This is a genomic window from Pseudoflavonifractor intestinihominis, assembly GCF_040096055.1.
Taxonomy (GTDB): Bacteria; Bacillota; Clostridia; order Oscillospirales; family Oscillospiraceae; genus Pseudoflavonifractor; species Pseudoflavonifractor intestinihominis.
On sequence record NZ_JBBMFK010000002.1, the window covers coordinates 133,128 to 153,054 of the forward strand.

The 19,927-nt window shown below is 62.6% G+C and carries 21 protein-coding genes and 1 pseudogene; 6 read left to right on the plus strand and 16 right to left on the minus strand.

What is annotated here, in order from left to right; translation table 11 throughout:
- Nucleotides 1–11: 11 nt before the first annotated feature.
- The 4 genes from WMO64_RS01980 to pyrH all read right to left on the minus strand — a co-directional run bounded on the left by WMO64_RS01980 (nucleotide 12) and on the right by pyrH (nucleotide 3,049).
- Nucleotides 12–827 carry a phosphatidate cytidylyltransferase gene (locus tag WMO64_RS01980; protein ID WP_294520010.1) on the minus strand — a complete coding sequence of 272 codons (816 nt, stop codon included), beginning with the start codon at nucleotides 825–827 and terminating at the stop codon, nucleotides 12–14.
- Complete coding sequence (gene uppS, locus WMO64_RS01985; protein ID WP_294520012.1) at nucleotides 820–1,575, minus strand: undecaprenyl pyrophosphate synthase; 756 nt, start codon at nucleotides 1,573–1,575, stop codon at nucleotides 820–822. The genes WMO64_RS01980 and uppS overlap by 8 nt, the downstream gene beginning before the upstream one ends.
- A 195-nt stretch (nucleotides 1,576–1,770) precedes the next feature.
- On the minus strand, nucleotides 1,771–2,325 hold the full coding sequence (frr, locus tag WMO64_RS01990) for a ribosome recycling factor (RefSeq protein WP_294520015.1): 555 nt from the start codon (nucleotides 2,323–2,325) through the stop codon (nucleotides 1,771–1,773).
- A gap of 1 nt (nucleotide 2,326) precedes the next feature.
- On the minus strand, nucleotides 2,327–3,049 hold the full coding sequence (gene pyrH / locus WMO64_RS01995; protein ID WP_349230831.1) for a UMP kinase: 723 nt from the start codon (nucleotides 3,047–3,049) through the stop codon (nucleotides 2,327–2,329).
- Between the two features lie 287 nt (nucleotides 3,050–3,336).
- Between pyrH and WMO64_RS02000 the strand changes: the two genes are divergently transcribed.
- The gene (locus WMO64_RS02000; RefSeq protein ID WP_294521993.1) at nucleotides 3,337–4,182 is read left to right on the plus strand and encodes a DegV family protein; all 846 of its coding nucleotides are present in this window, start codon (nucleotides 3,337–3,339) and stop codon (nucleotides 4,180–4,182) included.
- A gap of 116 nt (nucleotides 4,183–4,298) precedes the next feature.
- Entirely contained in the window at nucleotides 4,299–4,766 is a 468-nt protein-coding gene (locus WMO64_RS02005) for a GNAT family N-acetyltransferase (protein WP_349230832.1), read from the plus strand.
- A gap of 33 nt (nucleotides 4,767–4,799) precedes the next feature.
- On the opposite strand, the gene argF is transcribed toward WMO64_RS02005, so the two are convergent.
- The 9 genes from argF to WMO64_RS02050 all read right to left on the minus strand — a co-directional run bounded on the left by argF (nucleotide 4,800) and on the right by WMO64_RS02050 (nucleotide 14,789).
- Nucleotides 4,800–5,723 carry an ornithine carbamoyltransferase gene (argF, locus tag WMO64_RS02010; RefSeq protein ID WP_349230833.1) on the minus strand — a complete coding sequence of 308 codons (924 nt, stop codon included), beginning with the start codon at nucleotides 5,721–5,723 and terminating at the stop codon, nucleotides 4,800–4,802.
- 18 nt (nucleotides 5,724–5,741) lie between these two features.
- Nucleotides 5,742–6,926, minus strand: coding sequence for an aspartate aminotransferase family protein (locus tag WMO64_RS02015; protein ID WP_294521983.1), 1,185 nt, complete (start codon nucleotides 6,924–6,926; stop codon nucleotides 5,742–5,744).
- A 150-nt stretch (nucleotides 6,927–7,076) separates the two neighbouring features.
- Nucleotides 7,077–7,931, minus strand: a complete 855-nt coding sequence (gene argB, locus WMO64_RS02020; RefSeq protein WP_349230834.1) for an acetylglutamate kinase — start codon at nucleotides 7,929–7,931, stop codon at nucleotides 7,077–7,079.
- Between the two features lie 23 nt (nucleotides 7,932–7,954).
- A complete protein-coding gene (gene argJ / locus WMO64_RS02025; protein WP_349230835.1) occupies nucleotides 7,955–9,220 on the minus strand; it encodes a bifunctional glutamate N-acetyltransferase/amino-acid acetyltransferase ArgJ in 1,266 nt (421 codons plus the stop codon).
- A gap of 56 nt (nucleotides 9,221–9,276) precedes the next feature.
- Nucleotides 9,277–10,218 (minus strand): N-acetyl-gamma-glutamyl-phosphate reductase, encoded by a 942-nt coding sequence (gene argC, locus WMO64_RS02030; protein ID WP_349230836.1) that lies wholly within the window; start codon nucleotides 10,216–10,218, stop codon nucleotides 9,277–9,279.
- Nucleotides 10,215–11,597, minus strand: a complete 1,383-nt coding sequence (argH, locus tag WMO64_RS02035) for an argininosuccinate lyase (RefSeq protein ID WP_294521973.1) — start codon at nucleotides 11,595–11,597, stop codon at nucleotides 10,215–10,217. The genes argC and argH overlap by 4 nt, the downstream gene beginning before the upstream one ends.
- A 97-nt stretch (nucleotides 11,598–11,694) precedes the next feature.
- On the minus strand, nucleotides 11,695–12,912 hold the full coding sequence (locus WMO64_RS02040; protein ID WP_294521970.1) for an argininosuccinate synthase: 1,218 nt from the start codon (nucleotides 12,910–12,912) through the stop codon (nucleotides 11,695–11,697).
- A gap of 263 nt (nucleotides 12,913–13,175) precedes the next feature.
- On the minus strand, nucleotides 13,176–14,279 hold the full coding sequence (locus WMO64_RS02045; RefSeq protein WP_349230837.1) for a hypothetical protein: 1,104 nt from the start codon (nucleotides 14,277–14,279) through the stop codon (nucleotides 13,176–13,178).
- 12 nt (nucleotides 14,280–14,291) lie between these two features.
- Entirely contained in the window at nucleotides 14,292–14,789 is a 498-nt protein-coding gene (locus WMO64_RS02050; protein WP_349230838.1) for an RNA polymerase sigma factor, read from the minus strand.
- A gap of 255 nt (nucleotides 14,790–15,044) precedes the next feature.
- Between WMO64_RS02050 and WMO64_RS02055 the strand changes: the two genes are divergently transcribed.
- The 4 genes from WMO64_RS02055 (at nucleotide 15,045) to WMO64_RS02070 (ending at nucleotide 18,234) form a co-directional block, all read left to right on the plus strand.
- On the plus strand, nucleotides 15,045–16,634 hold the full coding sequence (locus WMO64_RS02055) for a peptidylprolyl isomerase (protein WP_349230839.1): 1,590 nt from the start codon (nucleotides 15,045–15,047) through the stop codon (nucleotides 16,632–16,634).
- A gap of 66 nt (nucleotides 16,635–16,700) precedes the next feature.
- Entirely contained in the window at nucleotides 16,701–17,426 is a 726-nt protein-coding gene (locus tag WMO64_RS02060; RefSeq protein ID WP_349230840.1) for a tRNA threonylcarbamoyladenosine dehydratase, read from the plus strand.
- 56 nt (nucleotides 17,427–17,482) lie between these two features.
- A complete protein-coding gene (locus tag WMO64_RS02065) occupies nucleotides 17,483–17,845 on the plus strand; it encodes a sulfite exporter TauE/SafE family protein (RefSeq protein WP_294521957.1) in 363 nt (120 codons plus the stop codon).
- Nucleotides 17,845–18,234 (plus strand): sulfite exporter TauE/SafE family protein, encoded by a 390-nt coding sequence (locus tag WMO64_RS02070; RefSeq protein ID WP_294521954.1) that lies wholly within the window; start codon nucleotides 17,845–17,847, stop codon nucleotides 18,232–18,234. The genes WMO64_RS02065 and WMO64_RS02070 overlap by 1 nt, the downstream gene beginning before the upstream one ends.
- On the opposite strand, the gene ruvX is transcribed toward WMO64_RS02070, so the two are convergent.
- The 3 genes and pseudogenes from ruvX to WMO64_RS02085 form a co-directional block, all read right to left on the minus strand.
- Nucleotides 18,209–18,628 carry a Holliday junction resolvase RuvX gene (gene ruvX / locus WMO64_RS02075; RefSeq protein WP_349230841.1) on the minus strand — a complete coding sequence of 140 codons (420 nt, stop codon included), beginning with the start codon at nucleotides 18,626–18,628 and terminating at the stop codon, nucleotides 18,209–18,211. The two genes, WMO64_RS02070 and ruvX, sit on opposite strands and share 26 nt — an antisense overlap.
- Nucleotides 18,625–19,302 carry an SdpI family protein gene (locus tag WMO64_RS02080; RefSeq protein ID WP_349230842.1) on the minus strand — a complete coding sequence of 226 codons (678 nt, stop codon included), beginning with the start codon at nucleotides 19,300–19,302 and terminating at the stop codon, nucleotides 18,625–18,627. The genes ruvX and WMO64_RS02080 overlap by 4 nt, the downstream gene beginning before the upstream one ends.
- Nucleotides 19,303–19,306: 4 nt before the next feature.
- Nucleotides 19,307–19,579: pseudogene (locus WMO64_RS02085) on the minus strand (autorepressor SdpR family transcription factor); the annotation flags it as partial.
- Nucleotides 19,580–19,927: the final 348 nt, after the last annotated feature.

The window sequence follows — 19,927 nt, forward strand, 5'->3', positions numbered from 1 at the left end:
ACGCTCCCCTGTTACGCGCTGATGGCGGGCAGCCAGTAGATCAGGATCTCGATCAGGGGGGCGCAGAAGATGACGCTGTCAAACCGGTCCAGCACGCCGCCGTGGCCGGGGAAGATGTTGCCGAAGTCCTTCAGGCCGTACTGCCGCTTGATATAGGAGAAGGACAGGTCGCCCAGCTGGGACACCAGGCTGCCCAGCAGGCCGTACACCGCCAGCAGCACATAGTTGACCTTCAGCTGGAAGCCCAGCTGCATGACCACGCCGTAGATCAGGCAGCAGACGATGGCGCCCACCAGGCCGCCCACAGCGCCCTCCACCGTCTTCTTGGGGGAGAGCTCAGGGGCCAGCTTGTGCTTGCCGAAGGCCATGCCTGCAAAGAGGGCGAAGGCGTCGCTGGTGAAGGCCGCCACCAGGGGCAGGAGGATCAGGTAGTCCGCCAGAGGCAGCTGGTCGATCCGCACAAAGGTGGACAGGAAGTAGGGGATCAGCATGGCGAAGAAGAAGGAGCCGCCCATCTTCTCCAGGGTCACGGTGTAGTGGCTGGAGATGGCCACCACGAAGATACAGACAAAGTAGATGAAAATGCCGCACAGGGCCGAGCGCATGCCCTGGCCGATATACACCCAGAAGGGCACCACGCCGGACAGGGCGATGGACAGCCCGGAGATCCAGGCGTTCTTCACAAAGCCCGTGGACCACAGCACCTCATGGAGGGCCAGCATGGACAGCACGGAGATCATGATGGGAATGGCGATCTCCGGGAGCACAAAGAACACCACAAACAGAAGCGGGATGCACACCACCGCCACCGCAATTCGTTTAACCATTGATGACACCTCCAAATCTCCGCTGACGGTGCTGGTAGGCGGCCAGCGCCCGGTGGAGCTCGTCTCGATTGAAGTCAGGCCAGAGAACATCTGTAAAATAGTATTCCGCATAGGCCGACTGCCAAAGCAGGAAATTGGAGATTCGCTCCTCCCCGCTGGGCCGGATGACCAGATCGGGGTCGGGGACCCCGGCGGAGAAGAGATAATTGCCGAACTGGGCCTCGGTCAGGTGGTTGGGGTCGGCCTTTCCGGCGGCGCAGTCCAGGGCAAAGGCCCTGGCCGCCCGCACCAGCTCATCCCGGCCGCCGTAGTTCAGGCAGATGTTGACCTGTACGCCCTCGTAGTGCTTGGAGATCTCCTTGGTCTGCTCGCACAGGTCCCGGAGCTCCTGGGGCAGCGGGGACAGGTCGCCGAAAAAGCACATCTTGACCCGGTCCCGCTCCATCTTGCCGATGGCCTCGATCAGGTATTTCTTCAGCAGGCCCATGATGGCGGAGACCTCCTCCGCGGGCCGCTTCCAGTTCTCGGTGGAGAAGGCGTAGACCGTCAGGTACTCCAGGCCGATCTCCTTGCAGTAGGTTGCGATGGTGCGGAAATTCTCCGCGCCGGCGGCGTGGCCCGCCGTGCGGGGCAGGCCCCGCTTCTTTGCCCAGCGGCCGTTGCCGTCCATGATGATGGCCACGTGCCGGGGCAGGTGATCGAAGTCCACCAGAGCGGCGGTGTCTTCCTTTGGCTTAAAAAATGGCATGATATCCTCTATCCTTTTATCCTGATAACTGGCGCCGGAGACGGGAGACGCGGATTGCCACGCCGGCACAGGGCGCGGACTCTTCTCCGGCGGTGCCGGAACGCGCCCACGACATGCTGGCGTGGCAATCTTCGGCACAGGCCCCGGGCACATGCCCGGGACCGTGCGTATGCGTTCGCTGTGCCGGCCAGGCCGTTACACGGCCATCAGCTCGGCTTCCTTCTTTTCGGTCAGTTCATCGATCTGCTTGCAGCGCTTGTCGGTCATGTCCTGGAGCTCCTTCTCCAGCTCCTTCCGGTCGTCCTCGGTGATCTCGGACTTCTTCTCCAGAGCCTTGAACTTGTCCATGGCGTCCCGGCGGATGTTGCGGATGGCCACCTTGCCCGCCTCGGCGTACTTGCGGACCTGCTTGGTCAGGTCCTTGCGGCGCTCCTCGGTGAGCTGGGGGAAGTTCAGGCGGATGACACGGCCGTCGTTCTGAGGATTGATGCCCAGATCGGAGGTCTGGATGGCCTTCTCGATGGGCTTGAGCAGCTTGGCGTCCCAGGGCTGGATGACCAGGCTGCGGGGGTCGGGGGAGGAGATGCCGCCCACCTGGTTCAGGGGGGTGGGCACGCCGTAATAGTCCACAGTGATCTTGTCCAGTACGGCGGCATTGGCGCGGCCGGCGCGGACGCTGGCGAAGTCGCTCTTCACCACGTCCACCGTCTTCTGCATCTTTGCGTCAAATTCCTTGTTGGCTTCGTTCATCTCACTGTGCCTCCTTGACAATTGTTCCGATTTTTTCTCCCATGATCACCCGGTAGATGTTCTCCGGGTCCTTGAGGGCGAAGAGAATGACAGGGATCTTGTTATCCATGGACAGAGAGGTGGCGGTGGAGTCCATCACCTGGAGGTGGCGGGCCAGGATCTCATCGTAGGTGATGGAGTCGTACTTCACCGCGGTGGGGTCCTTGTTGGGGTCGGCGGAGTAGACGCCGTCGATGTTCTTGGCCAGCAGGATGGCGTCGGCGTCGATCTCGGCGGCCCGGAGCACAGCGGCGGTGTCGGTGGAGAAGAAGGGATTGCCGGTACCGCAGCCGAAGATGACCACCCGGCCCTTCTCCAGGTGCCGGATGGCACGGGAGCGGATATAGGGCTCGGCGATGGCGCGCATCTCGATGGCGGTCTGCACCCGGACCTCCACGTCCATCTGCTCCAGCACGTCGGCCAGGGCCAGACAGTTCAGAGTGGTGGCCAGCATGCCCATGTGGTCGGCACGGGTGCGCTCCATCTTGCCGCCGCCGTCCTTCACGCCCCGCCAGAAGTTGCCGCCGCCCACGACCACGCCCACCTGGACGCCCTTGTCTCTGCACTTCTTGATGACGCTGCACACGCTGTTGATCACATCAAAATTGAGGCCCCGGGAGGCATCTCCCGCCAGCGCCTCGCCGCTGATCTTAATGAGTACCCGCTTATACTGAGGTTCCGTCATAAACTCGACCCTTTCATTGCCGTATTGATTTCCCCCCGCGGGGGAGCATTGTAATTCACTTTATTTTAATATAACTTTTCTCTTTTGCATAGGGGTTGCGATAAGATTTTTCAATTTGTTCTTAATTTGTCTCCCCCTCCCCTGCCGCGGATTGACAATCCATTTTTTGACGGTTAAAATAGAAGCAGCAATTCGACATGGTTCAGGCTATTTTCCCAGCTGTCCGGCCTACTGATTTTTATTTGACAGCGCGCCCGCCGTTCCCCTGCCGCTGGAAAGGAGTCGTTATGTCCATCAAAATTACGTCCGACAGCACCTGCGACCTCTCCCCCGAGCTGGTCAGCCGCTACCAGGTGGAGATCGTCCCCCTCACCATCGTCAAGGACGGTAAGCCCTACCGGGATGGGCTGGAGATCTCGTCTGATGACATCTTCCGCCATGTGGACGCCGGCGGGGACATCACCTCCACCACCGCGGTCAGCGTAGGCGAGTACCGGGATGTGTTCGCCCGCCTCTCCCCCGACTATGACGCGGTCATCCATATCAACATCAGCGCCGAGTTCTCCTCCTGCCACCAGAACGCCTGCATCGCGGCGGAGGAGTTTGACAACGTGTACGTGGTGGACTCCCGCAATCTGTCCACCGGCCACGGCCTGGTGGTCATCGAGGCCGCCCTGGCCGCCGAGACCGGCATGGCGCCGCAGGAGATCGTCTCCTACCTGAAGGACCTGACAGGCCGTGTGGAGGCCAGCTTTATCCTCAACCGACTGGACTATATGGTCAAGGGCGGCCGGTGCTCCGCCGTGGCCATGCTGGGGGCCAATCTGCTCCGGCTCAAGCCCTGCATTGAGGTGAAGGACGGCAAGATGGGCGTGGCCAAAAAGTACCGGGGCACCTTTGAGAAGTGCGTGCTGGACTACGTGAAGGACCGGCTCCAGGGCCGGACCGACCTGGAAAACGACCGGATCTTCATCACCTACTCCACCGCCCCCCAGGACACCCTGGACGAGGTGCGGGCCGCCATCGCCAAATACGCCTCCTTCAAGGAGATCCTGGTGACCAGAGCGGGCTGCACCGTGTCCACCCACTGCGGCCCCAACACCCTGGGCATCCTCTTCATTCGCAGCAAGTAATGCCCACAGGGCAGCAAAACACAGCCAAACGTACGGCGGCAGCCTGGCAAAGGCCAAGTTGCCGCCGCTTTTCCACCATGGCCGAAAGGCAAATCCAAATTGGGCGGTAAACCATCATGCATACAGCGAGACTGCGAATCCGAAAATTTCAGGCGGAGGATCTGGATGACTTATATGATCTGCTGTCTGATGAAGATGTTATGAAATACCTGGAAGCGCCGTACACCAGAGAGGCAGCCAAGGTCTTCCTGCACCGCTGCGGGCTGGCAGAAGCGCCGCTGATCTATGCGGTGGAGGATTGCAGCGGAACATTCGCAGGGTATGTCATCTATCACCCCTACGATGCCGCTTCCTATGAGATCGGCTGGGTCCTGCGCAAAAGCCAGTGGGGCAAGGGGTACGCCGGTGAGCTGACGCGATGTCTCGTGGAGGATGCGCGGAACAGGACGGATAATTTGGTTATAGAATGCCTGCCCGCACAGACCGCCACAGGGCAAATCGCGCGGAAGAACGGGTTCTCTTTCGTGGGAAACATAGACGGACTGGACATATACCGGCTTCCTCTGAAACAAAAACAGCCCTGACACCAGGTGTCAGGGCTGTTTTTTATGGTTCTATCAGGCGTGCTCGCCGCCCATGAGCAGGAACATGACCGCCTTCTGGGCGTGGAGGCGGTTCTCCGCCTCGTCGAAGATCTCATCGGCGTGGGCCTCGAAGACCTCCGCCGTGATCTCCTCGCCCCGGTGGGCGGGCAGGCAGTGCTGCACCATGCATCCCTCGTGGGTCAGGGCCATCAGGGCGTCATTGACCTGGAAGCCGGCGAAGGCCTTCTCCCGGGCGGCCTTCTCCCCCTCCTGGCCCATGGAGGCCCACACGTCGGTGAGTATCACGTCGGCGTCCACGGCGGCCTCCTGGGGCGTCCGGCAGAGCTGGAACTTGCTACCTGTGACGGTCTTGGCAAAGTCCAGCACCTTCTGGTCCGGGTCGTACCCCTCGGGGCAGGCCACCGACACGTCCATGCCGCACTTCAGACCGCCCACGATGAGGGAGTTGGCCATGTTGTTGCCGTCGCCGATGAAGCACATCTTCAGGCCCTCCAGCCGGGCCTTGTGCTCCCGGATGGTCATCAGGTCGGCCAGCACCTGACAGGGATGGGCGAAGTCGGTCAGGCCGTTGATGACCGGGATGGAGGCATACTTGGCCAGGGTCTCCACCTCATCCTGGCCGAAGGTGCGGATCATGATGCCGTCGCAGTACCGGCTGAGCACCCGGGCGGTGTCCTCGATGGGCTCGCCCCGGCCGATCTGGCTCTCCTTGCCGGAGAGGAACAGGGCGTGGCCCCCCAGCTGGAACATGCCGGTCTCAAAGGAGACACGGGTGCGGGTGGAGTTCTTCTCAAAAATCATGGCCACGGTCTTGCCCTGGAGGTAGTTGTGGGTCAGTCCGTGCTTCTGGTTGTACTTCATCTGGTCGGCCACGTTGAGGATCTTGATGATGTCCTCCTTGGTCAGGTCCAGCAGCTTGAGCAGGTCCTTCTGCATGTTCATGTACTCCTTCCGTTACAGACCCTTCAGGGTCTTCTCCATAATCTCCAGGCCCTTGTCCATCTCCTCCCGGGTGATGACCAGCGGGGGCAGCAGACGCAGGGCCTTGCCCGCCGTCAGCACCAGCAGGCCGTTGTCGATCAGCTTGGCGGCCAGCTCCTTGTTGGTGTGTCCGCCGGTCACCTCCACGCCGATCATCATGCCCAGACCCCGGGTGGCCCCCAGGCAGTCCAGACCCATGCCCTCGATCCGGGTGCGGAGGTAATTTCCCTTCTCCTTGACCTGGGCCAGGGTGTCCTCGTCCAGGATGTCCAGCACCGCCAGGGCCGCGGCGGCACAGATGGGGTTGCCGCCGAAGGTGGTGGCGTGGGTGCCCGGCCCCAGCACGTCCCGGCACTTCTCCCCCGCCATGAAGCCGCCCATGGGCAGGCCGCCGGCGATGCCCTTGGCGAAGGATACCGCGTCGGGCAGGATGCCGTACTGCTGGAAGGCGAAGAGGGTGCCCGTCCGGCCCACGCCGGTCTGGACCTCGTCCACCAGCAGCAGCCAGTCCCGCTCGGCGCAGAGCACCGCCAGCTCGTGGACAAAGTCCTGGTCCATGGGCAGCACGCCGCCCTCACCCTGGACCAGCTCCAGCATGACGGCGCACACGTCGTGCCCCGCCACCTGGGCCACGCTCTCCATGTTGTTGGCCTCGGCGTACCGGAAGCCGTCGATGAAGGGGAAGAAATAGTTGTGGAACACCTCCTGGCCGGTGGCGGTCAGGGTGGTGATGGTGCGGCCGTGGAAGGAGTTCTTCAGGGTGATGATGGTCCCTCTCCCCTTGCCGTACTTGTCAAAGCTGTACTTGCGGGCCAGCTTGATGATGCCCTCGTTGGCCTCGGCGCCAGAGTTGGCGAAAAAGGCGTCCGCCATGCCCGCCCGGCGGCAGAGCTGCTCGGCCAGCCTGGCGTAGGGCTGGGAGTAGAACAGATTGGAGATGTGGGCCAGCTTTCCGGCCTGGTCGGCCACCGCCTTCACCCACTTGGGGTGGGCATAGCCCACCGAGTTGACGCCGATGCCGCTGGAAAAATCGATGTACTCCCGGCCCGCCAGATCGTACAGCGTGGCGCCGCTGCCGTGGTCCAGGTCCACGTCAAAGCGGCCGTAGGTCTGCATCACATACTGGCGGTCCAATTGTTTTAGCTCTTCATGGGTCATTTTGACTCTCTCCCTTGGCGAGTCTGCCACAGCGCGGCAAAGCCTCGCAGAGTTCGCGTCCTCAGACGCGAAAAAAATCCGGTCTGTTTTCTCCGGCGACATGCGCGTGGGAGAAAACTCCGCACAAAAAACGGCTTCGCCGTTTTTTGATCAGAGCAGCATGGTGCCCACGCCCTCGTCGCTCAGCAGCTCGATGAGAATGGAGTGGGGAATGCGCCCGTCCAGAATGATGGTGCTCTTCACGCCCGAGCGCACCGCCTCCACGCAGCAGTCCACCTTGGGGATCATACCGCCGGTGATGACCCCGTCCTTCACCAGGCCGGGCACCTGGGACAGCTCCACCACAGGCAGCAGGGTGTCCTCGTCGTGGGGGTCCCGCAGGAGGCCCCGCACGTCGGTGAGCAGGATGAGCTTCTCGGCCTTCAGCGCCACCGCCAGCTTGGCCGCCGCCGTGTCCGCGTTGATGTTGTAGGCTGTCTCGGCGTCCTCCCCCTGGGCCACCGTGGAGATGACCGGGATGTAGCCGTCGTTCAGGCTGTCGTTTACGATAGCGGGATTGACGTGGGTGATCTCCCCCACCAGACCGTACTTCTCATTCAGCTGCCGGGCCATGAGCAGCCCCGCATCCAGGCCGCACAGGCCGATGGCCCGGCCGCCCATGTGGTTGATCATGGCGGTCAGGTTCTTGTTCACCTTGCCGCAGAGCACCTGCTGGACCACATCCATGGTCTCCCGGTCTGTGTACCGCAGGCCGTCCACAAAGTGGGACTCCTTGCCGATCTTCTTCAGCATGTCGCTGATCTCCGGCCCGCCGCCGTGGACCACCACCACGTGGACGCCCACCAGGTGGAGCAGGATGATGTCGGAGATGACCGCATGACGCAGCTCGTCGGAGATCATGGCATTTCCGCCGTACTTCACCACCACGGTCTTGCCGTAGTACTTCTGAATATAGGGCAGGGCCTCGGCCAGAACCTTGGCCCGCTCCACGTGGGTATCGGACATTGCCTTCGCCTCCATGGGGGTTATCAGGTTCTGTAATCCCCGTTGATTTTCACATAGTCATAGGTCAGGTCGCAGCCCCAGCAGGAGGCCTCGTGGTCCCCCTCGTGGAGGCACACGTCGATGACCACGCTGTCCCGGGAGAGGATGTTCTTGGCCTTCTCCTCGTCAAAGTCCACACCGGCGCCCTTCTGGCACACCAGGATCTCCCCCAGGTCGGAGGCGAACTTCACGTCCACGTACTCGGGCCGGAAGGGGGCCTTGGAGTAGCCCATGGCGCACAGCACACGGCCCCAGTTGGCGTCGGCGCCGAACATGGCCGCCTTCACCAGAGGGGAGCCCACCACCGCCTTGGCCAGGCGCTCGGCGCTCTCCTCGCTGCGGGCCTGCCACACCCGGCAGGTCACCAGCCGGGTGGCGCCCTCGCCGTCCCCGGCGATGCACTTGGCCAAGTACTCGCAGACATGGTGCAGGGCCTGGGCGAAGAGGGTGTAGTTGTCGTCCTTCCACTCAATGAGGGGGTTGCCCGCCATGCCGTTGGCCAGCACCACGCACATGTCGTTGGTGGAGGTGTCCCCGTCCACGGTGACCCGGTTGAAGGTGCGGGGCACGATCTCGTGGAGGGCGTCCTGGAGCATCTCGTGGGTGATGGCGCAGTCGGTGGTAACAAAGCAGAGCATGGTGCCCATGTTGGGGTGGATCATGCCCGAGCCCTTGGCGATGGCGCCGATGGTCACGGTCTTGCCGCCGATGACGGTGGTGACGGCAATCTCCTTCTTCTCCGTGTCGGTGGTCATGATGGCGTGGGCCGCGTCGTCAGAGCCGCCCTCCTTCTTCAGCTGGCCCGCCAGCACGGGCACCCCCGCCTCAATGGCGGCGATGTTCAGGGTCTGGCCGATGACGCCGGTGGAGGCCACCACAAAATCAGAGGGCTTCAGGCCGGTGGCGGCGGCAGCCGCCTCGCACATCTTCTTGGCGTTCTCGTGGCCCTGGGGGGCGCAGGCGTTGGCGTTGCCCGAGTTGGCGATGATGCCCTTGGCCACGCCGTCCTCCAGATGCTCCATGGTGACGTACAGAGGCGCGGCCTTCACCCGGTTCATGGTGTACATGGCCGCCGCCGTGCACTCCTGCTCGGAGAGAATCATGGCCAGGTCCTTCTTGCCGGAGAGATAGTCGGTCATGGAGGCGACCACGGGCTGGTTGCCGTCCGCCAGGCCCTTCTTCACGCCGCAGCGGATACCGCCCGCCGTAAAGCCGATGGGTGCGGTGACGCCGCCGGAAATCTGCTTCATTGTTCACACTTCCCTTTCGGTGCCGGCTCTTCTGGGCCGGCCCGTGTTGTCAGACATTATTTTACAGCAAGACCAGTGGTCTCGTCCAGTCCCAGCATGAGATTCATGTTCTGGACCGCCGCGCCGCTGGCCCCCTTGCCCAGGTTGTCGAAACGGGACACGATCAGGGTCTGGTCCCCGTTGCCGGTGACCGAGATCTCCAGGTTGTCGTACCCGGAGAAGGTGTTGGCCGCCAGCATGCCGGTCTCGCTCCCCCAGGGCGCCACCCGCACCATGGTCTGGTCCTCGTAGTAGCGGGCCAGCAGCTCGCAGATGTCCTGGGCTGTGGGCTTGCCCTTCAGCAGAGCGTTGTGGAGCTGGATCCCCGTGGCCATGCCCTTATAGTAGTCGTCCACGATGGGGCTGAACACGGGCGGATACTTCAGTCCGGACAGGGCCTGCATCTCGAGCAGATGCTTGTGGTTGAGGTTCGTGCCGTAGATTCTAGGGCTGTAAAGCTCTTCCGCTTTATTGTCTCCCTCGTACTCGGCGATCATCTTCTTCCCGCCGCCGGAGTAGCCGGTGAGGGAGAAGCAGGTGACGGGGTAGTCCGCCGGGAGAATGTCCATGGCCACCAGGGGCGCGGCGATGCTGAGAAAGCCGGTGGCGTGGCAGCCCGGATTGGCCACCCGCTTGGCGTATTTGATCCGCTGCCGCTGGCCCGCCAGCAGCTCCGGAAAGCCGTACACCCACCCCGCCGCCGTGCGGTGGGCGGTGGACGCGTCGATCACCCGGGTCTTGGGGTTGTCGATCAGCCCCACCGCCTCCACCGCCGCAGCGTCGGGCAGGCAGAGAAAGACGATATCCGCCCCGTTCAGGTACTTCTTCCGCTCTGTAAGGTCTTTTCGCTTGTCATCATCAATCAGCAGGAGGTTGATGTCTCCCCGGCCGGACAGACGGTCATAGATCTGCAGTCCGGTGGTGCCCTCCTTGCCGTCAATATAAACATTGGGTTTCATGCTTCTCTCGCCTCGATAAATGCCTGAATATTGGCAATCTGCTGCTCCACAGCCTCCTTGGCCGGGCCGCCGTAGACCCTTCTGCCGTTGACGCAGGTCTTGAGCTCCAGGGCCTGGTACACGTCCTCGTCAAAGGCCGCGGAGATGGACCGGAAGTCCTTCAGAGGCAGGGTGTCCAGGGTCTCGCCGGTCTTGATGCACATGTTCACCAGCCGGCCCACGATCATATACGCCTCCCGGAAGGGCATGCCCTTCTTGGTCAGGTAGTCGGCACAGTCGGTGGCGTTGATGAAGCCGCCGGAGGCCGCTTTGCGCATGTTGTTGGGCAGCACGGTCAGAGTGTCCAGCATGGCGGTGAACACGGGCAGGCACATCTCCACCGTATCGATGGCGTCGAACACCGGCTCCTTGTCCTCCTGCATGTCCTTGTTGTAGGCCAGCGGCAGACCCTTCATGACGGTGAGCAGGGTGATGAGAGAGCCGTACACCCGGCCGGTCTTGCCCCGGACCAGCTCGGCCACGTCCGGGTTCTTCTTCTGGGGCATGATGGAGGAGCCGGTGGAGTAGGCGTCGTCCAGCTCCACGAACTTGAACTCCCAGGAGCACCAGAGCACGATCTCCTCGGAGAACCGGGACAGGTGCATCATCAGGATGGAGCAGGCGGACAGAAATTCAATGGCAAAGTCCCGGTCGGACACCGAGTCCATGGAGTTGTCGGTGGGCTTCTTGAAGCCCAGGGCGGCGGCGGTCTGGAACCGGTCCACCGGATAGGTGGAGGTGGCCAGGGCGCCCGCTCCCAGGGGGCACTCGTCCATCCGCTCCAGGCAGTCCTCCAGCCGGGTCACGTCCCGGCGGAACATGTTGGCGTAGGCCATCATGTAGTGGGCAAAGGTGGTGGGCTGGGCACGCTGAAGGTGAGTATAGCCGGGCATGACGGTCTCCAGGTTGGCCTGGGCCTTCTTCACCAGCACCTTCTCCAGATCCAGGCACATGCGGATGATGGTGGGAATCTCCCGCTTGACAAACAGGCGGAAGTCCACCGCCACCTGGTCGTTCCGGCTGCGGGCGGTGTGGAGCCGCTTGCCCGTCTCCCCCAGGCGGCCGGTGAGCAGGGACTCCACGTTCATGTGGATGTCCTCGTTGTCGGTGGTCAGCTCCACCCGCTCGGCCTTGATGTCCTCCAGAATGGCCTTCAGGCCGTCGATGATCTTCTCCGCCTCGTGCTCCTCGATGATGCCCTGCTTGCCCAGCATGGCGGCGTGGGCGATGGAACCCTCGATGTCCTCCTGATAGAGCCGGGCATCAAAGGTGATGGAGGAGTTGAAGTCGTTTACCAGGGTGTCGGTCTCCTTCTGGAACCGACCTGCCCACAGTTTCATAATCCATTACCTCACTTTTCGCTCTTTTGCGGCAGAGCCGGAGAGCAGGCGTCCCCCTCATGGGAGGCGCCCGCCTTCCGGCTTTGTACGCGGTTCCTTATTTCAGCTTTCCCTGCTCCCGCAGCGCCTGGACGGTGTCGGGCAGGCCCCAGAGGTTGATGAAGCCGGTGGCGTCATTCTGGTTGTAGTCGCTCTCCTCGAAGGTGACCAGGTCCTCGGAGTAGAGGGTGTCGGGAGAGGTGACGCCGGCGGTGATGATGTTGCCCTTGTAGAGCTTCAGCTTCACGGTGCCGGTGACATGCTTCTGGGTCTCGGCGGCAAAGGCGGACAGGGCCTCCCGCAGGGGGGTGAACCACTTGCCGTTGTACACCAGATCGGCGAAGTCCACCGCCAGCTTGCTCTTCATGTGGGCGGTATCCTTGTCGATGGTGATCATCTCCAGCACCTCGTGGGCCCGGTAGAGGATGGTGCCGCCGGGGGTCTCGTACACGCCCCGGTCCTTCATGCCCACCAGCCGGTTCTCCACGATGTCCAGCAGGCCGATGCCGTTGGCGCCGCCCACCTCGTTGAGCTTGCGGATGATGTCGCTGGCCTTCATCTTCTCGCCGTTGAAGGCCACGGGCCAGCCCTTCTCAAAGTCCAGGGTGATGTAGGTGGGGGCGTCGGGGGCCTGGATGGGGCTGACGCCCATCTCCAGGAAGCCGGGCTTGTCGTACTGGGGCTCGTTGGCCGGGTCCTCCAGATCCAGGCCCTCGTGGCTCAGGTGCCACAGGTTCTTGTCCTTGGAGTAGTTGGTCTCCCGGGAGATCTTCAGAGGCACGTTGTGGGCCTCGGCGTAGTCGATCTCCTCGTCACGGCCCTTGATGGACCACTCCCGCCAGGGGGCGATGATCTTCATCTCAGGGGCGAAGCGCTTGATGGCCAGCTCGAACCGGACCTGGTCGTTGCCCTTGCCGGTGCAGCCGTGGCAGATGGCGTCGGCGCCCTCCTTCTTGGCGATCTCCACCAGGCGCTTGGCGATGATGGGCCGGGCAAAGGCGGTACCCAGCAGATAGTCCTCGTACTTGGCGCCCATCTGCATGGAGGGGATGATGACCTCGTCCACCATCTCGTCGGTCAGGTCCTCCACGTACAGCTTGGAGGCGCCGGTCTTGATGGCCTTCTCCTCCAGGCCGTCCAGCTCGGTGCCCTGGCCCACGTCGCCGGACACGGCGATGATCTCGGGGTTGTTGTAGTTCTCCTTCAGCCAGGGGATGATGATGGATGTATCCAGACCGCCGGAATAGGCGAGCACAACTTTCTTAATATCAGCCATGGTGAAAACCTCCGTTTGCTTTGTTGGACACAGTCTACCACGCCCGGCGGAAAAATGCAAGGGGGAATTTGAATAAATATTCGAATATTATCCGTTTATTTTTGAATATATTCATTTTTATTCGTATATTTTATAATATGGCGCATAATAATTATCTTGAGGCACAAAAAATCACGCTGCGCCGTATGGGAAAAGCGGCTCCCAAAGCCAAAGGTTTGGGAGCCGCTTTCGCTGTCCTGACACTGTTCCGTTCGATTTTCCGCCTAAGCAGTCGGGCAGTTCCGACCATTCACCGTCACGGACACCACCTGCGCCGGGTCCACCAGGCGGTTGAAACACAGGCGCAGCGTCATATCCGTCCCGCTGCCGCAGCCCAGGGCATACTCGGTGTTGTCCAGGTTTTGGTTCTCGTCCCGGACCACGTAGCTGCTGCCGTCGGCATAGTGGAGCACCACGCTGTCTATCTCGTCTACGTCCTGTGCGTCAATGGCAATCCCGATGGCCGACAGGACTGCCCCGCGCTCACCGCTGTCCGGATCCACAGCGGTCACTGCGGACAACGACTCCGTGCCGGGCAGCTCCAGCTCCGCCAGCAGGCTCACGTCCTTTTTGCTGTTCTGATTCAGCCGCAGATCGTGGAAGCCAATTGTCAGCCCGTCCGCCGCCTGCCAGCGGTCCGCTTCCTCAGCCACAGCAAAGGAGACCACCCCCGCCAGCACGGTATCCGTGGTCCTGGCCTGGTCGGCGTAAATCCGGTATCCGGCCTGCGCGTCCTCTCCCGCCCGGAAGGTCAGAGAGATGCCCTCGCCGTTGAACCAGATCTCGCCGTCCTCCGGGGATACCTCCACGCCCTCCAGTCCCCCGGGCCGCTCCAGCAGGAAGTAAATCTTTCCCGTCCCGGTTCCCTGGTCCAACAGATAGGCCTCCACGGTCAGGGTGTAGTCCCCCACGGTCCAGGCGTATCCGGTGTCCGGCAGGTAGTCCCCCACCACCGCCAGAGCCTCCGGTAGCTCCACCGGCACACGCTCCCGGTTGGGCAGGTTCAGGCTCAGACTGCCGTCCGCCTCCACTTTCGTCTGCTCCTCCACGCTGGGACGGCTGCTGTCGCCGAACATGCCCTCCACAACGGCCGGTCTGCGCTCGTCCACGGCCACCTCCGTCCGGGTGATCCAATATCCCGCCGCAGCTCCCGCGCACAGCACCGCCGCAGCCGCGGCCAGTGCCAGCGCCGTCCGCAGGCCCCGCCGCCGGGCAGGCCGCCTCTCCCCCGCCTGCAGCCGGGCATAGGCCGCCGCCATCTTCTCCTCCACAACGTCGGGGACCTCCACCGGCCCGCCCAAAATCTCTCTCAGCTCCTGCTCTGTCATGGCTCTGCCTCCTTACTCCGCCTCATAGGCCAGCCGGACCGCGCCCCGGCCCCGCTTCAGCCGTGTCTTTACTGTCTCTTTCTTTAATGAGAGAAGCCCGCTGATCTCCCGGACTGAAAACCCCTCGCCGTAATACAGCAGAAGCACGGTCCGGTACTTTTCGTCGATCCCCTCCAACAGGTCCAGGAACTCCGCGTTGGCCTGGCCCGGATCGTGCTCCGCCCGCTCCGGCACCGTCTCCACCGGCGTCACCCTGCTTCTGTCCCGGAGCATATCCTGGCAGACATTGATGAGAATCCGGGTGGACCAGGTCCTGAAGTGGGCGGGCTGCCGCAGCTGTCCCAGCTTCTCAAAGCAGAGGAGCACGGTCTCCTGTACGGCGTCGGCCACGTCCTCGTCCCGGCCCAGCATGCTCCTCGCAACCTTATAAAAGCTCTGCTTCCGGGCCTCCATCAGGGCCACAAAGGCCTCTGTGTCCCCCTGGACGGCCCGCTGTACCAGCTCTGTCACTGTTCTTCCCCCTCCCGGGTGTTTTGACCGGTCTCACCCATTAGACGGCCCGACCGCGCTCCCGGGTCCGCCGAAAATGCATTTTTTAAAATTTCGAGGCAGGAAACAACCCGCCGGAACCCCCCTGTTTCCCCCGCCAAACAACATTTTACACTTGCAACTTATCTCATTTTCCTGTATAATGCAACGATGTGTTAGAGCGGGCGGGCAGAGCTCCCCCCGCCTTCCTATTACAACGAGAGGACTGAGACATTCATGAGCGCATCCAGAGAAAAAAAGCAGCGCCAGAGCGCCGGCCAAAACCTGACTCAGAAAGAGCTCAAGGAGGCCAAGGAGGCGCATGCCGCCAAGCGCAAAACCATTCTGTACTGGGTGATTGGCGTGGTGGTGGTCATCCTGGTCGCCGCGCTGCTTATTTGGAACTCCAATTTCTTCCAGAACCGTGCCACCGCAGTTACCGTCAACGGACACAACTTCACCGCCGGTGAGGTTGCCTACTACTACAACAGCGCCTATCAGCAGGAATATCAGTACTACCAGTATTCCGCCATGGGCATCACCGGTCTGACCAACTTCAATCCCAACACCGACCCCAAGGATCAGTATGTGGACGACGCGCAGACCCAGACCTACTACGACTACTTCATGGAGTCCGCCCTGAACGCCCTGACCCAGGTGGCCGCCCTTACCGACTCCGCCGAGAAGGACGGCTTCTCCCTGGATCTCTCTGACAGCGGCAAGGAGACTTATAACTCCACCATCTCCAGCCTGAAGGATGCCGCTACCACCGCCGGCTACTCCTACGGCTCCTACCTGCGGGCCATCTACGGCACCCACATGACCGCCGGCATCTATGAGAACTGCCTGAAGCGGGCCATCATGCTCACCGAGTACCAGCAGGACCACCGGGATGCCCTGACCTACACCGACGACGACTACAACACCTATTACGACGAGAACAAGGACAACATCGACACCTTCTCCTATGAGGTCGCTTTCCTGAACGGCAGCGCCCCCTCCACCACCGACGAGGACGGCAACACCGTGGAGGCCACCGACGAGGAGAAGACCGCCGCCATGGAGGCCGCCAAGGCCGAGGCCGACCAGCTGATGGCCGACGTCCAGGCCGGCGGCGACTTCGCCGAGCTGGCCGACGCCTATGTCCAGGAGAGCAGCTCCAACACCTTCCGCTCCACCGAGACCACCGGCTCCAGCCTCTCCTCCACCTACGGCGACTGGCTGAAGGACGCCGCCCGCGCTGAGGGCGACATGAGCGTGTTCGAGTCCACCAGCGGCTACTACGTGGTCCGGTTCCTGGACCGCTACCTGAACGAGACGCCCACCGCCGACATCCGGCACATCCTCATCAAGGCCGAGCTGACCCAGGAGGATGACCCCAGCACCGAGGACGTGGACGAGTCCACCATCCCCACCGACGAGGCCATGGAAGCTGCCAAGTCCAAGGCCGAGGACATCCTCTCCCAGTGGGAGGCCGGCGACAAGACCGCCGAGTCCTTCGGCGCCCTGGCTGAGGAGTACTCCGACGACACCGGCTCCTCCTCCAACGGCGGCCTGTACACCCAGGTCTACGAGGGCCAGATGGTGGACAGCTTCAACAGCTGGATCTTCGACAACGAGCACACCGAGGGTGACACCGGTCTGGTGGAGAACACCAACAGCGGCCAGTACGGCTGGCACGTCATCTACTTCCAGTCCTGGGACGATCCCACCTGGAAGATCAACGCCAAGAGCTCCTTCCAGAACGACGACATGACCAGCTGGATCGAGAGCATCACCGAGGGCTATGAGGCCGTCAAGGCCGACGGCTTCAAGTACGTCGCTTAATATCGAGCTTCTCACAGGGGGCGGGGCAAGGAACCCCGCCCCCTCTCTTATTATCAGGAGGTATCCATGAAGGAACAATTTCTGCGCACTGAGATGGTGCTGGGCCCCGACGCCATGGACAGGCTCTCCGCCGCCCACGTGGCGGTGTTCGGCCTGGGCGGCGTGGGCAGCTGGGCCGTGGAGACCCTGGCCCGGGCCGGAATCGGAGCGCTGACCCTCATCGACCACGACGAGGTGGGCGTGACCAATCTGAACCGGCAGATCCAGGCCCTCTGGTCCACCCAGGGCCAGCCCAAGGCGGAGGCCATGGCCGCCCGGGTGCGGGACATCAACCCGGACTGCAAGGTTCACCCGGTGGCGGCCAAGTATGAGCCGGCAAACCGGGAGGACTTCTTCTCCGTCCGGTACGACTATATCATAGACGCCATCGACATGGTCTCCAGCAAGCTGGACCTGATCCAGACCGCCATAGAGCGGGGCATCCCCATCCTCTCCGCCATGGGCACGGGCAACAAGCTGGACCCCACCCAGTTCCGCATCACTGATATCTCCAAGACCTCGGGCTGCCCTCTGGCCCGGGTCATCCGGAAGGAACTGCGCAGCCGGGGCATCCTGCACCACCGGGTGCTCTTCTCCCCCGAGCTGCCCCACGCCACCGACCAGCGGGAGACCCCGCCCCCGGGCCGCCGGAGCGTGCCGGCCAGCGTGCCCTGGGTGCCGCCGGTGGCCGGACTGATGATGGCGGGAGACGTGGTGCTCACCCTGGCGGGCATGAACCCCGACAGCAAATAGTCCATGAATAGAAAATCCCTCCCGGCGGCAGACTAGTGCCGTTGGGAGGGATTTTTTTGCATCTTCCGGTAAAAACGCGCTGTGCCCTGTCCGGCGCCGCGGCGGGCGTGGCCAACGGCTTCTTCGGCGGCGGGGGCGGCATGGTCCTGGTCCCCCTGCTCACCCGCTGGTGCGGCCTGGAGCAGCGGAAGGCCTTCGCCACCTCGGTGGCCATCATCCTGCCCCTGTGCGCCCTGTCCTCCGCCGTCTACTTCTTCCGGGGCGGGCTGGACTTCGCCCTGGCGCTCCCCTATCTTGCCGGCGGGCTGATCGGGGGCTTTGCGGGCGGACGGCTGTTCCGCAGGCTGAACATGGACTGGCTCCGGCGGGTGTTCGCCCTGTTCATCCTCTACGGCGGCGTAAAGGCCCTTTTTTTCTGATGGAGTGGCTTATTCCCGTTCTGGCCGGCGCTCTCACCGGCATCCTGTCCGGCTTCGGCGTGGGAGGCGGCACACTGCTGCTCATCTATATGACCTCCTTCGCCGGGGTGCCCCAGAATCTGGCCCAGGGAGTCAACCTGCTCTACTTCCTCCCCACCGCCGCCACCGCCCTGCCCGCCCACATCAAAAACGGCTATGTGGACCGCGCCGCCGCCTGGCCTGCCATTCTGGCCGGTCTGCTGGGCACGGCTGCCGCCGCCTGGGCGGCCACCGGTCTGGACGTGCGCCTGCTCCGCCGGTGCTTCGGCGTCTATCTCTTCTATGTGGGCGTCACCGAGCTCTTTCGAAAAAAGCCGGACAAGCTCAGCCCTGGGTCCGGCGGCGGGTGAGATAGCCCTCCAGGATCAGGGTGGCCGCCACCGCGTCCACCGTCTTCTTGTGCTGCTTCATCCGCTTGCCTGAGGCGTGGAGGATGTTGTGGGCCTCCACAGTGGTGCGGCGCTCGTCCCACAGGACAGGGGTCAGGCCGGTCACCTGGCCCACCTGCTCCGCAAAGGCACGGTACAGCTCCGCCCGGGGGCCCTCGGTGCCGTCCATGTTCCGGGGGAAGCCCATCACCAGCTCCTCCACCCCGTGCTCCTTGACCAGGCAGGCGATCTCCTCCGCCACCGCCTCGCTCTTCCGGCTGTGGATCACCGTGGTATACCCCGCCAGCAGGCCGGTGGGATCGGAAATGGCAATGCCCGTCCGGGCGTCGCCGTAGTCAATGGCCATGATTCTCATCTGTTTTTCTCCTTTTCCATGTTCCGTTTCAGCAGCGCCAGGGCAATCAGCAGGGCGGGGACCATTAATATAATACAGAGCATGGAGAACAGCAGGCTCGTCTTCTCGCCGGACAAGAGCGCGTTCCCCACGGCCAGCACCAGACCCACCGCCATCATGACCCCGCCGTCCACAATCTGGCTCCTGCGCCAGTTCTCATCGCTGGCCATGGTCCAGGCCGTCCGCACCCCGCACCAGCCGTTGCGCCGGATTTTGGGCATCACGTTGCCCAGGCAGAAGAGCAGCAGCCCCGTGACCCCGAACAGAATCCGGCTGACGGACAGCTCCAGCCCTGTCCCCAGGGCCGCTATGCGGTAGGCCTGAACCAGAAAGACCACGGTCATCACGTTGAACACCAGCAGCGCGCCGCAGCCGATGGCCAGCACCGCCGTCCGGTTCCCCGGCGCCTTTCGGCCGCTCCACTGGGACACCTTTAAAAGAAATGCCCCCATCAGCAGCGTGATCAGCGACAGAAACAGCATCTCGTACTTGCTGCCCCAGCGGTTCACCTCGCCCGCGGCATTATAGTGTACGGGGATTTCCGCCGGCAGCACCAGCAGGGCCGCCAGAGTCACCACCAGCGGCAGTCCCATCAGAATGTAAAACAGCGTCCTCCACAGTTTTTCGTGTCTCATGGCGCTCCTCCTCTGTTCCGGCGCACAGCTGGCTCAGCCAGAGTACCGCCTCCTCCAATACGGTGGCGTTCATCTCATAATAGATGTAGTTCTTCTCCCGCCGCTCCCGTATCAGTCCCGCCCGCTTCATGCAGGAGAGATGATAGGACACGGCGGCGGCGGTCATGTCCAGCCTGGCGGCGATCTCCCCCGCCGGCAGCTCCCCGCCCCGCAGCAGCAGCAGAATCTCCCGCCGCACCGGGTCGGACAGGGCCTTGAAGATCCCGGGGCCCTCCACAGCGCTCCCCCCTCCCGCGCAAAGTCAAAGCTATTTCAAATTTTCTTTAAATAGATTCTATCAGGCGGCGGGCGTCCTGTCAAGCGCTCCGCCGCCATCCCCGGAATCAAAACTTTTTTCTGAATTTCCCCTTGACTTTTCCCCTTCCCCATGCTATTCTATTAACACCTATGAAAAGGGCTTTTTTTGTGCGCATTTTTACGGTGTAATGACGCGCAAACCCTTTTGCCGCCGAGAGCGGGCATAGGGAGGCAGATGATGCCGAATCCGCACCGTAGCGTATAGGGGCATAGTGTATCTGTGCCTGGACGTTGCTGGATTCGGCATATTGGGCCGCATCCGGCATTT

Coding starts and splice junctions, on each gene's coding strand:
- argF (WP_349230833.1), bottom strand. CDS start 5,723: ATGCAGAAGGACCTGCTCAAGCTGCTGGACCTGACCAAGGAGGACATC.
- WMO64_RS02005 (WP_349230832.1), top strand. CDS start 4,299: ATGCATACAGCGAGACTGCGAATCCGAAAATTTCAGGCGGAGGATCTG.
- WMO64_RS02000 (WP_294521993.1), top strand. CDS start 3,337: ATGTCCATCAAAATTACGTCCGACAGCACCTGCGACCTCTCCCCCGAG.
- WMO64_RS02055 (WP_349230839.1), top strand. CDS start 15,045: ATGAGCGCATCCAGAGAAAAAAAGCAGCGCCAGAGCGCCGGCCAAAAC.
- argH (WP_294521973.1), bottom strand. CDS start 11,597: ATGAAACTGTGGGCAGGTCGGTTCCAGAAGGAGACCGACACCCTGGTA.
- WMO64_RS02015 (WP_294521983.1), bottom strand. CDS start 6,926: ATGACCCATGAAGAGCTAAAACAATTGGACCGCCAGTATGTGATGCAG.
- WMO64_RS02080 (WP_349230842.1), bottom strand. CDS start 19,302: ATGAGACACGAAAAACTGTGGAGGACGCTGTTTTACATTCTGATGGGA.
- argJ (WP_349230835.1), bottom strand. CDS start 9,220: ATGAAGCAGATTTCCGGCGGCGTCACCGCACCCATCGGCTTTACGGCG.
- WMO64_RS01980 (WP_294520010.1), bottom strand. CDS start 827: ATGGTTAAACGAATTGCGGTGGCGGTGGTGTGCATCCCGCTTCTGTTT.
- WMO64_RS02060 (WP_349230840.1), top strand. CDS start 16,701: ATGAAGGAACAATTTCTGCGCACTGAGATGGTGCTGGGCCCCGACGCC.
- frr (WP_294520015.1), bottom strand. CDS start 2,325: ATGAACGAAGCCAACAAGGAATTTGACGCAAAGATGCAGAAGACGGTG.
- uppS (WP_294520012.1), bottom strand. CDS start 1,575: ATGCCATTTTTTAAGCCAAAGGAAGACACCGCCGCTCTGGTGGACTTC.
- WMO64_RS02040 (WP_294521970.1), bottom strand. CDS start 12,912: ATGGCTGATATTAAGAAAGTTGTGCTCGCCTATTCCGGCGGTCTGGAT.
- pyrH (WP_349230831.1), bottom strand. CDS start 3,049: ATGACGGAACCTCAGTATAAGCGGGTACTCATTAAGATCAGCGGCGAG.
- WMO64_RS02045 (WP_349230837.1), bottom strand. CDS start 14,279: ATGACAGAGCAGGAGCTGAGAGAGATTTTGGGCGGGCCGGTGGAGGTC.
- argB (WP_349230834.1), bottom strand. CDS start 7,931: ATGTCCGATACCCACGTGGAGCGGGCCAAGGTTCTGGCCGAGGCCCTG.
- WMO64_RS02070 (WP_294521954.1), top strand. CDS start 17,845: ATGGAGTGGCTTATTCCCGTTCTGGCCGGCGCTCTCACCGGCATCCTG.
- argC (WP_349230836.1), bottom strand. CDS start 10,218: ATGAAACCCAATGTTTATATTGACGGCAAGGAGGGCACCACCGGACTG.
- ruvX (WP_349230841.1), bottom strand. CDS start 18,628: ATGAGAATCATGGCCATTGACTACGGCGACGCCCGGACGGGCATTGCC.